The organism is Leucobacter fengyongliangi (assembly GCF_052386045.1).
The window spans coordinates 1,979,790-1,993,878 of record NZ_CM126356.1 but is presented as its reverse complement, the minus strand read 5'-3'; the positions used below and the strand labels follow the sequence as shown (position 1 = coordinate 1,993,878).

The 14,089-nt window shown below is 65.0% G+C and carries 16 protein-coding genes; 14 read left to right on the top strand and 2 right to left on the bottom strand.

Translation table 11 applies throughout. From position 1 onward, the window contains the following. The first annotated feature begins 50 nt into the window (after positions 1 to 50). The 14 genes from ACTNFK_RS09485 (at position 51) to ACTNFK_RS09420 (ending at position 12,305) form a co-directional block, all read left to right on the top strand. Positions 51 to 380, top strand: coding sequence for a hypothetical protein (locus ACTNFK_RS09485; protein ID WP_445117217.1), 330 nt, complete (start codon positions 51 to 53; stop codon positions 378 to 380). A 94-nt stretch (positions 381 to 474) separates the two neighbouring features. Continuing rightward, complete coding sequence (locus ACTNFK_RS09480; RefSeq protein ID WP_435937706.1) at positions 475 to 849, top strand: DUF2200 domain-containing protein; 375 nt, start codon at positions 475 to 477, stop codon at positions 847 to 849. 93 nt (positions 850 to 942) lie between these two features. Further along, on the top strand, positions 943 to 1,149 hold the full coding sequence (locus ACTNFK_RS09475; protein WP_435937705.1) for a hypothetical protein: 207 nt from the start codon (positions 943 to 945) through the stop codon (positions 1,147 to 1,149). Positions 1,150 to 1,299: 150 nt separating this feature from the next. Next, entirely contained in the window at positions 1,300 to 1,851 is a 552-nt protein-coding gene (locus ACTNFK_RS09470) for a PadR family transcriptional regulator (protein WP_435937704.1), read from the top strand. A gap of 5 nt (positions 1,852 to 1,856) precedes the next feature. Next, complete coding sequence (locus ACTNFK_RS09465) at positions 1,857 to 3,575, top strand: ABC1 kinase family protein (protein WP_435937703.1); 1,719 nt, start codon at positions 1,857 to 1,859, stop codon at positions 3,573 to 3,575. Between the two features lie 13 nt (positions 3,576 to 3,588). Then, complete coding sequence (locus tag ACTNFK_RS09460; protein WP_435937701.1) at positions 3,589 to 4,356, top strand: ABC transporter ATP-binding protein; 768 nt, start codon at positions 3,589 to 3,591, stop codon at positions 4,354 to 4,356. Between the two features lie 10 nt (positions 4,357 to 4,366). Then, on the top strand, positions 4,367 to 5,068 hold the full coding sequence (locus ACTNFK_RS09455) for an ABC transporter permease (protein WP_435937699.1): 702 nt from the start codon (positions 4,367 to 4,369) through the stop codon (positions 5,066 to 5,068). Then, positions 5,065 to 5,772 (top strand): ABC transporter permease, encoded by a 708-nt coding sequence (locus tag ACTNFK_RS09450; protein WP_435937698.1) that lies wholly within the window; start codon positions 5,065 to 5,067, stop codon positions 5,770 to 5,772. Before ACTNFK_RS09455 ends, ACTNFK_RS09450 begins: the two co-directional genes overlap by 4 nt. A 25-nt stretch (positions 5,773 to 5,797) precedes the next feature. Further along, on the top strand, positions 5,798 to 6,733 hold the full coding sequence (locus ACTNFK_RS09445; protein WP_435937697.1) for an ABC transporter substrate-binding protein: 936 nt from the start codon (positions 5,798 to 5,800) through the stop codon (positions 6,731 to 6,733). A 41-nt stretch (positions 6,734 to 6,774) separates the two neighbouring features. Beyond that, positions 6,775 to 8,109, top strand: coding sequence for a flavin monoamine oxidase family protein (locus ACTNFK_RS09440; protein ID WP_435937696.1), 1,335 nt, complete (start codon positions 6,775 to 6,777; stop codon positions 8,107 to 8,109). Between the two features lie 85 nt (positions 8,110 to 8,194). After that, the gene (locus ACTNFK_RS09435) at positions 8,195 to 9,514 is read left to right on the top strand and encodes an NAD(P)-binding domain-containing protein (RefSeq protein ID WP_435937695.1); all 1,320 of its coding nucleotides are present in this window, start codon (positions 8,195 to 8,197) and stop codon (positions 9,512 to 9,514) included. A 4-nt stretch (positions 9,515 to 9,518) separates the two neighbouring features. Further along, complete coding sequence (locus tag ACTNFK_RS09430) at positions 9,519 to 9,869, top strand: ArsR/SmtB family transcription factor (protein WP_435937694.1); 351 nt, start codon at positions 9,519 to 9,521, stop codon at positions 9,867 to 9,869. Between the two features lie 139 nt (positions 9,870 to 10,008). Continuing rightward, complete coding sequence (locus ACTNFK_RS09425) at positions 10,009 to 11,319, top strand: ISL3 family transposase (protein WP_435936741.1); 1,311 nt, start codon at positions 10,009 to 10,011, stop codon at positions 11,317 to 11,319. 62 nt (positions 11,320 to 11,381) lie between these two features. Continuing rightward, positions 11,382 to 12,305, top strand: coding sequence for a DUF4349 domain-containing protein (locus tag ACTNFK_RS09420; RefSeq protein WP_435936855.1), 924 nt, complete (start codon positions 11,382 to 11,384; stop codon positions 12,303 to 12,305). Positions 12,306 to 12,344: 39 nt separating this feature from the next. Here ACTNFK_RS09420 and ACTNFK_RS09415 read toward each other — a convergent pair whose 3' ends face one another. Then, complete coding sequence (locus tag ACTNFK_RS09415) at positions 12,345 to 13,472, bottom strand: fatty acid desaturase family protein (protein ID WP_435936856.1); 1,128 nt, start codon at positions 13,470 to 13,472, stop codon at positions 12,345 to 12,347. Between the two features lie 146 nt (positions 13,473 to 13,618). Next, positions 13,619 to 14,023 carry an NUDIX hydrolase gene (locus tag ACTNFK_RS09410; RefSeq protein ID WP_435936857.1) on the bottom strand — a complete coding sequence of 135 codons (405 nt, stop codon included), beginning with the start codon at positions 14,021 to 14,023 and terminating at the stop codon, positions 13,619 to 13,621. Positions 14,024 to 14,089 lie beyond the last annotated feature (66 nt).

Here is a 14,089-nt window from a genome sequence, read left to right as displayed (position 1 = left end):
ATGTGATCTCCCAACGTGAACTGGCCCAGCGACTCGATATTTCGATCGAAATGGTGAGACGCCACGGTCTGCCACTTCACATGACCGAGGAGGAGTTCGAGCGCTTCGAGGCCAATCCGCCGGCTTGGCTGGTGCAGTCGCGCGCTAATCGCACGGGCAATCGACCCGTATGGGTGGAGTTGAACTGCGTCATATGTGGATTCTCCGAGATGACCCGCCCAAAGAAATGGTGGCCAGATTTCACCTACCTCTCTTGCTTTGAACATCATTACAGCGAGCTGCCAGACATGGCCTCCGGGATGCGCCGGATGGAGGTCAACGGTATCGGGAGCCGTTTCATCGGGGTCGTCGACAGTCCCAGTGAGACCGCCACGGACTAAGGATCGCAACGACCCGTTGCAGGCAGTCGTGAACTCTGGCGACGGCGGCCATGATCAGGTACCGGCACCGCGCGAAATCTGGAAAACTGGGTGCATGGCTACTGCAGCAAGCAACATCGCACGCATGCGTCGCATGAGCGTCGCGAGCGTCTATCCCCTTTACGTCACGAAGGCGGAGCGCAAGGGTCGCACGAAGGCAGAGGTCGACGAGATCATCACCTGGCTCACGGGCTACGACGCGTCCGACCTCACGCGCCTACTTGCAGACGACACGAGCTTCGAGGCATTTTTCGCAGAGGCACCGAACCTGAACCAGTCGCGGGTTCTGATCACCGGAGTCATCTGCGGCGTGCGCATTGAAGAGATCGAAGATCCATTCATGCGCGAGGTGCGTTATCTCGACAAACTCGTTGACGAGCTCGCCCGCGGGAAAAAGATGGACAAGATCCTGCGCGCACCCGCAGCCTAGCTTCGTCGCGACGCCTGGCGAGTGGCCAGGATCACAAGAGGCTGCGCGTCCGCAGGCCCCGGGTCGGCCGCCGCGCGAGTTTAGGATGTGCGTATGACTCCTCCGCGAGCAGCGCCCGAGCGCCGGTTCGCGATCCGAGGCAAGCGCGCGGCTCGGCACCGGCGGAAACACGCTGATCGCGGCGGCGCTCGCGGCGGGCATCGCCATGTGGGGCTTCGGGCTGTGGTGTTGCTCGCCGTGTGGGCGCTCGTGCTCGTGCGCACGCTGATGGGCGTTGTGCGCGGCACTATCTGGGAGTGACGACCGCGGTCGGTCGACGTTCCCGACGGGATCCGCAATCGCCGTCCGCGTCCACGTGCCCGACAATTCCCCTATATCGTTCAGCCTTTCAGTGATATGTTGTTGAGTATCGTTCACGGTTCGCCGGAACGCAACACCGAGGAGGACATCATGAGTCAATCATTCCCAGCCGGAGGGTTCGGCGCGGGTCTGAACACAGACAGCATGTGGCAGGCCATGGAGCAGCTGAAGACAGTGTTTGAGAAGCGCGTGGGCACCCGTGTCGGCAAGGGTGAGGTGCGCACCGCGGTGTTGGCCTTGCTCGCCGAGCAACCGATGCACGGCTACCAGATCATTCGCGAGATCGAGGAACGCACGGCGGGCGCGTGGAAGCCGAGCGCTGGCTCCGTCTACCCGACCCTCCAGCTTCTCGCAGACGAGGGTCTCGTGAGCGCCGAGGAATCCAACGGTCGCAAAACCTATTCCCTCACCGACTCGGGTCGTGCAGAAGCGGCAGAGCTCAGTGGATCAGCTCCGTGGGAATCCGCTGCCGAGGGGCAGAGTCACGGCTCCAAGTTTGCCGCGCTCCCGAAGGCGGGGGTCGAGCTTGCGCAGGCTGCCGCTCAGGTCAATCGCACGGGCACCCCGGAGCAGATCCAGCAGGCCGTTGCAGTAATTGACGAGGCGCGGCGCAGGCTCTACGCGATCCTCGCCCAGGACTGACGCGGGTGCCACCGGTTCGACCGGGCTCCGAGCATTCGGGGCCCGGCGCTGCACGACATCGAGCGCGGTATCGTCGCATCCTCCGCTTCGCGGGATGGAATCTCGCGGTCACCTGGTGGTACGAGCTGTTCTTGCCCCGGATTGGCCTCGTGAAGATCGCGGAGCGCACCCGGGCCAGGCGCATGCGCCTCTTCGCTCGCCGGTTTCACGTGCTGGCGGTGGAGTTGGGTGGCCTAATGATCAAGGTCGGCCAGTTCATGTCGTCGCGGCTCGACGTGTTGCCGCCTGAGATCACGGCCGAACTTGAGGGGCTGCAAGACGAGGTGCCTCCGGTCGACTTTGCGCAGATCCGCGCACGCGCCGAGGCAGAACTGGGCATGCCCCTCGAGCGGGTGTTTGGATCGGTTGAGGAGACACCGCTCGCCGCGGCTTCGCTCGGCCAAGCACACCGTGCAACGCTCGCATCCGCGGATGCCGAGGACGTTGGATTCGCCGCTGTCGTGATCAAGGTGCAGCGGCCCGGGATTGACGAAATCGTAGAAGTCGACCTGGCCGCGTTGCGCAAGGTCGGCGGGTGGCTGAGCCGAGTGCGACTCGTGTCGAGCCGCGTCGATATGCCCGCGCTCGTCGAGGAATTTGCGGTGACCAGCCTCGAAGAGATCGATTACCTGCACGAGGCGCAGAACGCCGAGCGGTTTGCCACGAACTTCGCAGGTGACAGTCGGGTCGGGGTGCCAGCAATTGTGTGGGAGCGTTCGACTCGGCGCGTGCTCACCCTCGAAGACGTGACCGCGATCAAGATCACCGATGGGGACGCCTTGCGCGCGGCCGGCATCGACCCGGCCGAGGTCGCCCACGTATTTGCCTCGGTGATGTTCGATCAGCTCTTCACCCACGGCTTCTTCCACGCAGATCCGCACCCCGGCAACGTGTTCGTGACACCACGCACCGCGAACGCCGACAGCGCACCCTGGCAACTCACGTTCATCGACTTTGGGATGATGGGCGAGGTTCCCGCGAGCACGCGCAGCGGCCTGCGCAAGCTGCTGTTCGCGGCCGCTTCGCGCGACGGAAAGGGGCTGGTGGAGGCGATCCGAAACGTCGGTGTGCTGCTTCCGTCGGCCGACACTCGGGAACTCGAGCGGGCGATGACCGAGCTCTTCGCCCGCTTCGGGGGAATGGGGTTCGCTGAACTCCGAGAGGTGGATCCGCGCGAGTTTCGCGATTTTGCCGTGCAATTTGGCGACGTGATTCGGTCTCTGCCCTTTCAACTCCCCGAGAACTTCTTGCTCGTGATCCGAGCCATGTCACTCGTATCTGGAGTGTGCAGCGCGCTCGATGCAGAGTTCAACCTGTGGGACTCGGTCGAGCCCTACGCGGCACAGCTGCTGCGCGACGAACGCGGCAACGTCGTGATGGACGCTGCACAACAGGTTCTTGAGGTCGCCGGAGTCGCCTGGCGGCTGCCGAAACGCCTCGATGCGGTGCTCACGCGTATCGAGGAGGGATCACTTGAGGTGGCCAACCCCCGCCTGGAACGCAAGGTGGCGCGCCTGGAACGCACCGGCCGCCGGGCAGTGTCGGCCCTGCTCTTCGGAGCCCTCCTGATCGCCGGCTCAGTGCTGCGTGCAGACGATACGGTGCTGGGCACCGTGCTGATTGCACTCTCGGCCCTCCCTCTCATGCATGTGCTGTTTGCTCGCGGTGTGCGAGACGGTTCGTGATAATTTGAGCAGTGTGGACCACAATCCTCCTGCCCCGGCCGTCGAGTTTCGGGGCGTCTCGAAGCGCTTTCCCGATGGCACGCTCGCCGTCGATCAACTCGACCTGGCATTGGGCCTCGGCACCATCACCTGCCTCGTGGGTTCCTCCGGCTGCGGCAAGACAACGGTGCTGCGGATGATCAACCGCATGATCGATCCGACATCGGGGCACGTGTTGGTCGGCGGCATCGACGTGGCCGGCGTGGAACCGGTCGAACTGCGCCGCTCGATCGGATACGTGATGCAGCACGCTGGCCTGATGCCGCACCGAACCGTCATCGACAACATCGCGACCGTGCCGGTGCTGCGCGGCGCGAAGCGTGCAGATGCGCGCGAACGTGCACTCGCGTTAATGCGCGATGTGGGGCTGGATCCGAAGCTTGCACGTCGATATCCCGCCCAACTCTCTGGGGGGCAACAGCAGCGGGTCGGGGTGGCGCGCGCGCTCGCCGCCGATTCCGACATTCTACTGATGGACGAGCCGTTTGGCGCGGTCGACCCGGTGGTGCGCGCCGATCTGCAGCGAGAATTGCAGCGACTGCAGCGAGACCTGGGGAAGACTGTGGTGTTCGTGACGCACGACATCGACGAGGCCTTCCTGTTGGGGGATCGCGTCGCGCTGTTCAAGCCCGGAGGGGTGCTCGCACAATTCGGCAGCCCCGAGCAACTGCTGCACGAGCCCGCCGATGCGTTTGTTGCCGAGTTCATCGACGCAGGCAGACCGCGAAGCATTCTGAGATGAGCCTGCCGCGATGAACTGGGTGGTCGACAACTGGGTGCAAGTCGCGCAGTACGCCGGGCAGCACATGGTGCTCGCGATCGTGCCGATCATCGTCGGTACGGCGCTTTCGTTGCCGATCGGGTGGGTCGCGAACCGACGCCGCTGGAGCCGCGGCACGATCCTCGGTGCGGCGGGGATCCTCTACGCGATCCCATCCCTTCCCCTGTTCGTCGTCATGCCTGCCCTTATCGGCACGCGCATTCTTGACCCCATCAACGTGGTCGTCGCGCTCACCCTGTACGCGCTCGCGCTGATGGTGCGCACCACCGCCGATGCGCTGGCCTCGGTGCCGAACGAGCTCCGTCTCTCGTCGCAGGCCATCGGTTTTAGTGCCTGGCAACGATTCTGGGGGGTAGAACTGCCCGCCGCCGGCCCCGTCCTGCTCGCCGGAATCCGGGTGGTCTCGGTGAGCACCGTGAGCCTGGTGACCGTGGGCGCGCTGATCGGTGTGCAATCGCTCGGCTACTTCTTTGTGAACGGGTACCAGCGGGCATTTCCGACAGAGATCGCCGTCGGAGTGATTGGCACCGTGGCCATTGCGCTGATATTCGACACGTGCCTCGTGTTTCTGGGCCGCCTGCTGATGCCGTGGACACGGGTGAGCAGTCGAGCACGTCCAGCCACCAGGGCAGCGGGCCGATCCACCATCGAACCCGCCGGAGCACACGCATGAACCCGCTCGAGGAGGCGTTTGTCTGGCTCGCTACCCCAGGCAACTGGGAGTCGCCGACCGGCATCTGGCAACGACTCATCGAACACGCCGGGTATTCGGGTCTCACGATCGTGATCGCCGCGTTGATCGCGCTGCCCGTGGGGGTGGCGATCGGCCATACGGGTCGCGGGCGCGAAATTGTTGTGCCGTTCACCGGGGCACTTCGGGCACTACCGACACTCGGGCTCGTCACCCTGCTCGCACTGTTGCTTGGTACCGGTCTCGTGCCCCCACTCATCGCACTCGTGATCCTTGCGGTGCCACCGATCCTTGCGGGCGCGTACTCGGGCCTTGACGCAATCGACCCCGCCACCACGGATGCCGCTCGAGCGATCGGTTTCACTCGTTGGCAAGTCATCTTTCAGGTCGAGCTGCCGCTCGCGCTCCCGCTGATCGTTGGCGGTATACGCGCAGCCGCCTTGCAGGTCATTGCCACCTGGACCGTCGCCGCGTTCCTGCCGCTGGGCGGCCTCGGTCGGTTCCTCATCGACGGGCTCGCGGTGCGCGACTACGCACAGATGCTCGGTGGATCGCTGCTCGTCATCGCGCTCGCGCTTGTCGTCGATGTGCTGTTCGCCGCGATCGAGCGGTGGATCACGCCGCGCGGGGTGCGTGCCCGTGCGTCCGATCGCGGCACCAGTGTTCGAACCCCAGTACCGTCATAAACAACTCCGATGAAAGGAACGCGTCATGACTGCAGGAAAGAAACTCATGCTGGCAGGGGCGGCGCTCGCCGTGGTCGCGCTGACGCTGACGGGGTGTGCGTCGGGTGATCCGCTCGGGAACGATGCGGGGAGTGGCGGCGGAGACACCGGCTCTGCGGGCAGCGTCACCGTTGGCTCGGCGGCGTTCGCCGAATCTGAGATCATTGCGTACATCTACGCGGGGGCGCTTGAACGTTCGGGCGTTGAGGTGAGCGTGACCCCGGCGATCGGTGCACGAGACGTGTACATCGCCGCGCTTGAGGACGGTTCGATTGACCTGGTGCCCGAGTACACGGGAAACCTGCTGCAGTTCTTTGACGCGGAGGCCGAGGCGCAGGGGAAAGACGAGGTGTATGCGGCGCTCGTCGCGGCGGTACCCGAGGGCTTCGAGGTGCTTGACCAGGCCGAGGCAGCCGATGCCGACTCGTACAACGTCACCGCCGAGTTCAGCGAGGAGTACGGGGTGACGAGTCTTGCCGACCTTGTGAACGTGCCCGTGCCGCTGTCGGTCGCCGCGAACCCCGAGTTCGCCGAGCGCCCTTACGGAATCCCGGGGCTGCGTGACATCTACGGCGCTGAGGTCACCCTCGTGCCCATCAACGATGGGGGCGGGCCAAACACGCTGAAAGCGTTGCTCGACGGGCAGGTGCAACTGGCGAATATCTATTCGACCACTCCATCGATCGCCGAGAACAACCTGGTGACGTTGGCCGACCCAGAGAACATGATTCTCGCCCAGAACGTGGTGCCGCTGATTTCGTCGGCGAAGGCTGAACCTGTGGTGGTGGAAGCGATCAACACGGTGCAGGGTGCCCTCACCACGGCGATGCTGATCGAACTCAACACGCTGAGCTCAGTCGACAAGCTCTCGGTACAGGTCATCGCCGAACGCTGGCTCGACGAGTCGGGCCTGTTCGACTAATCGGCCACGGAATTCGGATGCTTCGGGGAAGCGAGTGCAACATGACACACACTGATACCGTCATCGTGGGGGCCGGCATCGCTGGGCTCACCGCAGCTCGCCTGCTCGCGCGGGCAGGGCAACGAGTCGTGGTGCTCGAGACGCGAGACCGCATCGGTGGGCGCGTGCACACCGACCGCACAGGTGCGTTTCCGGTCGACCGCGGTGCCTCGTGGATCCACGGCATCCACGAGGCACCGGTCGCCGCGGCCGCCCAAGCCTTCGGCATGCGCACACGCGAATTCACGGTCGGCAGCTTCCAGCCCGACGGTCGGCCCATCGCCTACTTCGGCCCCGACGGCACCCGGCTGAGCGACGAGGAGGCCGCCCGGTTTGCCGCTGACGTGCACGCCTTCGACACGGAGCTCGCCGTGACGATTGGCCGATCCACCCGCGGCACCTCGTACGCCCAGGTGGTCGACGAGACGCTGGATCGGCTGCGCATGGGCGCGGCCCGCACCGCGCGAGTGCGCGAGTTCATGCAACACCGCACCGAGGAGCAGTACGGGGCGTGGATCGGCGACCTCGATGCGCACGGGCTTGACGACGACACGATTGACGGCGACGAGGTCGTGTTTCCCGACGGCTACGACGAGCTGGCGGGCCACTTGGCCGGAGGGCTCGACGTGCGACTCGATCACGTCGTGACCCGAGTCGACTGGCACCCGGCGGGGGTTGCCGTGTCGACCGCACGGGGCGAGTTCACAGCCGACCAGGCGATCGTCACCGCGCCCGTGGGGGTGCTGAAATCGGGGGAGCTTGAGTTTGAACCGCCCCTTCCCGAGAAGACCCGGGAGGCGCTCGACGGCCTCGAAATGAACGCCTTCGAGAAGGTGGTCTTGCGCTTTCCGCACCGCTTCTGGCCCGAAGATGTATACGCGCTGCGCAGGCAGGGTGTCACGGGGGAGTGGTGGCACTCGTGGTACGACCTCACCGAGCTGCACGGGGTGCCGACGCTGCTCACCTTCGCCGCCGGCCCCTGCGCGCGCGAGACCCGCGATTGGGCCGACGAGCGCATCGTGGGGTCGGTGATGCTGGGCCTGCGCGACCTCTTCGGTGACGCGGTAGTGGATCCGGTCGAGGCCGTGGTGACCCGCTGGCAAGACGACCCGTACGCGCACGGCTCGTATGCCTACATGACGGTCGGATCGCGCATCGAGGATCACGAGCGGCTTGCCGACCCAATTGGTGGGGTGCTGCACCTCGCTGGCGAGGCTACGTGGTCAGACGATCCGGCAACCGTCACCGCGGCATTCATGTCGGGGCATCGGGCGGCCGAGCGCGTGCTGCGTCGTGAGATCCCGATCGCCGCGGTGTGGGAGGCCGCGGGGGCCTGAGCCCGAAATCTCATATTGACATTCATCAATGCGTGGTGCACACTCGTACGTATTGACGTTCATCAATGGAAGTGAGACACGCCACATGCTCCCCACCGTCGTTATCGGAGCTGGCCCGCAGGGCCTTGCCGCAGCCGCGCACCTCATCGAGCGCGGTCTCGATCCGCTCGTGCTTGAATCAGGTGACACGCCCGCCGCGGCCGTCGCAGGCTGGGCGCACGTGCGTCTCTTCTCGCCCTGGCCCGAGCTGGTCGACGAGGCGGCGCGCCGTCTGCTTGAGCCCACGGGCTGGGTGTCGCCTGAGCGCGGCTTTCCGACCGGTGCGCAGTGGATCAGCGAGTACCTTGCGCCACTTGCTGTGGCGCTCGGCGACCGCGTGCTCACCGGGGCGCGCGTGGTGGGAGTGGGGCGCAAGGGTCGCGACCTTTCGGTAGACGAGGGCCGGGCCGAGGCACCCTTCGTGGTGCACGTCGAGCGGTCGGACGGCGGCGAAGAGCGCATTGAGGCCGCTGCCGTCATCGATGCTTCAGGCACCTGGCGTTCACCGACCCCCGCGGGTGCCGATGGCCTACCCGCGCTCGGCGAGCGCGCCGCGCAGGCGGCCGGCATCGTGAGCTACCGCATTCCCTCGTCCGACGAGATTCCGGCGTGCGCGGGTCGCCATGCTGTCGTCATCGGCAACGGCCATTCCGCGGCAACCGCGATCCTTGAGTTAGTGAAGGTCGCGAAGAAGCACCCCGACACCCGCATCACTTGGGTGCTGCGTCGCGGGCAGGTTGGGAATACCTTCGGCGGCGGCACCGCCGACGAGCTGCCCGAGCGCGGGGCCCTGGGCCAGAAGGCGAAGGAAGCCGTCGAGGCTGGCCTCGTCGATCTCGTCACCGGCTTTCGCACCGAGCGCTTCACGCTCGAGGGTGTCCGCGCGGTCGTGCACTCAGAAGACGGCCGATCCCTTGCACCAGCAGATCAGGTGATCGTGCTCACCGGCTTCCGACCCGACCTGTCATTCCTGTCCGAGGTGCGCCTCGATCTTGACGTGCGCCTGCAGGCCCCCGTGCGGGTGGCCACCGAGGTGGATCCGAACCTGCACTCGTGCGGCTCGGTGCGCGCAACCGGCGCGGCGGATCTCGCACACCCCGAGCCGGGGTTCTTTATTGTGGGCGCGAAGTCGTACGGCCGGGCCCCCACGTTCCTCGCGCTCACCGGGTTTGAGCAGGTGCGGAGCGTCGCGGCGGAGCTCTCCGGCGACCGCGAGGCGGCCGCCCGGGTCGAGCTCGTACTGCCAGACACCGGGGTGTGTGGCGGAGCTGGCGTGTTCGACGCGCCCGAGGCGGCCGGTGGGGGAGGGTGCTGCGCGCCAGCCCCGCAGCCGATTCAGCTCGGTCTCATGCCTGTCCGGGTCTAGGCCGATGGCTGCCACCGCGCAACGCTCGGGTCCCGCCACAGACACAGGCTGCTGCGTCACACCGGTCGCGACCCCGCTGAGCCCCAGCGATGCCGAGGCCACGGCCCGCGTCTTCAAAGCACTGGGTGACCCGGCTCGTTTGCGCCTGATTGCATTGATTGCCGCAAGCGAGACCGGCGAGGCGTGTACCTGCGATCTCACCGATCCGGTGGGCCTCTCGCAGGGGACCGTCTCGCATCACATGAAGATTCTCGCGGAGGCGGGGCTTGTGACGCGCGAACAGCGCGGCAAGTGGGCGCACTACGCAATAAACCGCACGGCCTTCGCCTCGGTTGCCGCGGCGCTTAGCCTGTGAGCAGTGAGGCAGCGCGCCAAAGATAACCGGCTCTTCGCATTTAAGAGTGTAGAAGTGCTCCGCGGTGTGGTGCCGTGGAGATGGGTCGAGGTCTCCCGATGATGGAAGTTCTGACGCTCCCCATCCGAAAGACCTCGACATGCACCACGCTACCTTCCAACCTGCCGATCTCACGACTTTCTGCCGACTTGATGAGCTCGGCCTGACCGCGGTCGGGCAAAGATTCGAGCCCGGCAGGGTCGTGCTGGACTGCCGCGTCATCGAGCCCGACCCGTGGTGTCGGCGGTGTGGCGCTGAGGGCGTGCTGCGCGATACCGTGACGCGGACCTTGGCGCATACCCCGTTCGGGCATCGTGCCACGACGCTCCAGATCCGGGTGCGCCGATACCGGTGTGATTGGTGCCGGAAGGTATGGCGTGAAGACACCAGCATGGTCGCGCCGGAACGGGCGAAAATCACCCGGGCAGGGCTGCGCTTCGCGCTCGAAGCGGTCGTGATCGATCACCTCACCGTGTCGCGCACGGCCGCGAATCTCGGGGTGTCTTGGCACACCGCGAACACCGCGATCCTGGCCGAGGGTCACCGGGCGCTGATCAGCGACCCGGCCCGGTTTGACAGGGTCACGGTGATCGGTGTTGATGAGCATGTGTGGCGGCACACCCGCTACGGAGACAAATACGTCACCGTGCTCATCGATCTCACCCCGGTACGTGAGAAACGCGGCCCGGCCAGGCTCCTCGACATGGTGCCGGGTCGCTCGAAGCAGGTGTTCAGTCGCTGGCTGAGTGAGCGCACACAAGCTTGGCGTGACGGGATCGAGGTCGTCGCGATGGACGGGTTCACCGGGTTCAAGACCGCATCGAAAGAGCACCTCCCTGATGCCGTCGAGGTGATGGACCCGTTCCATGTTGTCCAGCTCGCCGGTGACATGCTCGACCGCACCAGGCAGCGGGTGCAACAGGAAACCCTTGGGCATCGGGGCCGCGCGAAAGACCCGCTCTACGGGGTGCGGCGGGTCCTCAGAACCGGGGAGGCGTTCCTCACCGTAAAGCAGCAAGCGAGGCTTGATGCGGTGTTCGCTGACCCCCGTCATGGGGATGTGTGGCGGGCATGGCGCGTGTACCAGCAAGTCGTCGCCGCGTACCGGGAGAAGCTCGCAGGTCTCGGCCGGAAGCGGTTACGGGAAATCATCGACACGGTGAAACAGACCACGCCGGCCAGGTTCACCGAGCTCCGGAAACTCGCGTACACGCTCGACCGGCGAAGGGTGGACATCCTCGCGTATTTCGATCACCCGAGGACATCGAACGGACCAACCGAAGCGATCAACGGCAGGCTCGAGCACCTCCGCGGGTCCGCGCTGGGGTTTAGGAACCTCACGAACTACATCGCCCGGTCGCTCCTTGAGGCTGGCGGGTTCAGACCGTATCTACACTCACAAATGCGATGAGCCAGATAACCACTGGGTATCATTCCGGCCCGGATGTGGGCCCGGGGCGTTACCCTTCGAGTATGCACCCACGTCGCTCGCTTGTCGCCCTCCTTGCCGCCGCGCTTCTCGTCGTGCCGCTCTCCGCGTGCACCAGCGGGCTTGCCGGGTCCGATTCCGCGGCCAGCCTCGACCAGTCCACGCGCAGTTCTGAGGGCGTCGCCATTTCGCCCGAGGGGGCCGAGATGGCGGATCAGGCCACAGAGGCGCAGCGCGTGGGGCAGCAGGTGATCCACTCGGGGGATGCGACCCTGGTGGTCGACGACCCCACTGGCGCAGCGGAGGAGGTGCGCGACCTCGCCGAGCGTCTCGGTGGGTACGTCGATTCGCAGACTGTCAGCGAGGCCGGCGAAGACTCGCGGGCCCGCGCAACCCTTTCAATTCGGGTGCCGGCCGACGAGTTTGACGCGGCATTCGACGCGCTCGGTGAGGTGGGTGAGGTGGTGAACCAAAGCCGATCGGCGACGGACATCACACTGCAATACGTCGACCTTGAGGCTCGCGTTGATGCGCTACAGGGTTCAGTGGATCGGCTCACGGAACTGATGTCGGGTGCCGCGACTACTGGCGAACTCATCGAGGCGGAGGCTGCGCTGTCGCAGCGGCAGCAGGAGCTCGACTCGCTGCGCGCTCAGCTGCAATCACTCGAGAGTCAGGTCAGCTATTCGAGCATCTGGATCTCGCTCGAGACCGAGAGCGTGCTGCCGGGTGGGCCGTCCAACTTCTGGGAGGGCCTCGTTGCCGGTCTTGATTCGCTTCTCAAAGCGGGTGCCGCGGCGCTGGTGCTCTTCGGTGTCTTGCTGCCGTGGACGATTCTGGTCGCCGCCATCGTGCTGCTCGTGCTGTGGCTCGTGCGACTCGGGCGGAAGCGGCACACGCTTCACGCCAGTCACACGGAGCAGGTGCAGGCGGCTCCGGCTCCCGGCCCCGCTGCACCGATCGAGTAGCCGAACAGCGCTCAGGCTGCCGGCTCCTCGCATCTCGGGTTAGCCGCGGCGGTACTCCGCGGTGATCGGGCACTCGAACGGGTCGCGTGCTGCAAGCCCGACGCGGTTCAAGTAGTCGATCACGATCGCGTAGGAGCGAAGCAGTGTGGTCTCGGTGTAGGGCACGTTCATAGTCTCGCAGTACTCGCGCACGATCTCGCGTGCCCTCGCGAGGTGCGGTCGAGGCATGTTGGGGAACAGGTGGTGCTCGATCTGGTAATTGAGACCACCCATCAGCCAGGTTGCCCACCAGCCGCCGGAGATGTTTCGTGAGGTGCGCACCTGCTTCGTGAAGAAGTCAATGCGAATATCGCGCTCAAGGATCGGCATCCCTTTGTGGTTCGGAGCGAAGGAAGCTCCCATGTACACGCCGAAGACGGCAAGCTGTACACCCAGGAACGCGAAGGCCATGCCGATTGGCAGGAACATGAAGAGTGGCGTCAGGAACAGCGCGAAGCGGAGTGTGATCAGACCGAGCTCGGTCCAGCGACGTTTGATCGGCTCGCGGGAGACCAGGTACTTGATGCTCTGGAAATGCAGGTTCGCGCCCTCAAGGGTGAGCAGCGGGAAGAACAACCAGCCCTGCTTGCGGGTAATCATGCGAACCAGGCCGCGCGACTTCGCCGCGTCCTCCTGCACAAATGAGATTGTGTCGACGTCGATGTCGGGATCTTTGCCCACCACGTTCGGGTTGGAGTGGTGGCGACTGTGCTTCGAGTCCCACCACGAGTAGCTCAGCCCGACGAACCCGGCAAGCAGGCGAGCCAGACGATCATTCGCAGTTACCTTTGCGAGCACCTGACGGTGCGCGGCCTCGTGCGTGATGAACGCGACCTGCGTGAACAGTAGTCCGAATGCTGCGGCGATGAGGAGCTGGAACCAGCTGTCACCGAGCAGAATGAATCCGGTAATCGCTCCGCCGAAGCCGAGCGCGATCAGGGTGCCGACCATGGCGTAAAACCATGGTGCGCGGCGCAGCAGGCCGCTTTCCTTGACCGTCTGTGAGACCTGCGAGTATGCGCGGGCCATTTTGGGGAAGTCCTCGGTGCGCGAGTAGGTCTGGCGCAGTGGTCCGAGATTCGAAAGCGATGTGACCTGAGTAGCAGAAATACTGAACATCCTTGGCATTCGGCCAACCGTGTGCCGGTTCGCTTGTCTTATCAGCCAAAGGCAGGTGCCGATCGCTTCTTCTCAGGCTAGAGGGGGAAGTATACGCAGGGCTGTATGTACCGAGGAACTCAGCACCTTCGCAGTGTGAACCCATCGCGTGGTGCCTAAAAATGTGCGGATTGCTCCAAAAGTGCTGGAAATACACAGTCGATCGTGAGTGGCGCAAGATCTGTTCGTGCAGTCGATGGGTGGATCCACTCGAGGTGATCAATTTCAGCGAGTGCGCGCACACCCGCGACGAACGGATGTGTGAATACGTGCGCGATGAGGGTATGGTCTGGCTCGTTCGCCGCAGCGGCCCGAAACTCGCCGAGTGGCTTGAGAAGCGCGGGATCGAGGCCGATTCCCAGTTCCTCCTGGAACTCCCGGATCGCGGTCTCTGCCGGGCTCTCGGTTTGCTCGGGCTTGCCACCGGGAAGCATCAACATCGTGGTGCCACGTTTGCGCACATTGAGCACATATCCGCGAGGATCGCGCATGACGATCGCGCTGACCTGAATAACCTGCATGACACCCAACCTAGCGGCGGCGACAAACTTGTTCGAGTGAGGGTGTGCGTGCGAGAGAATCAGGCA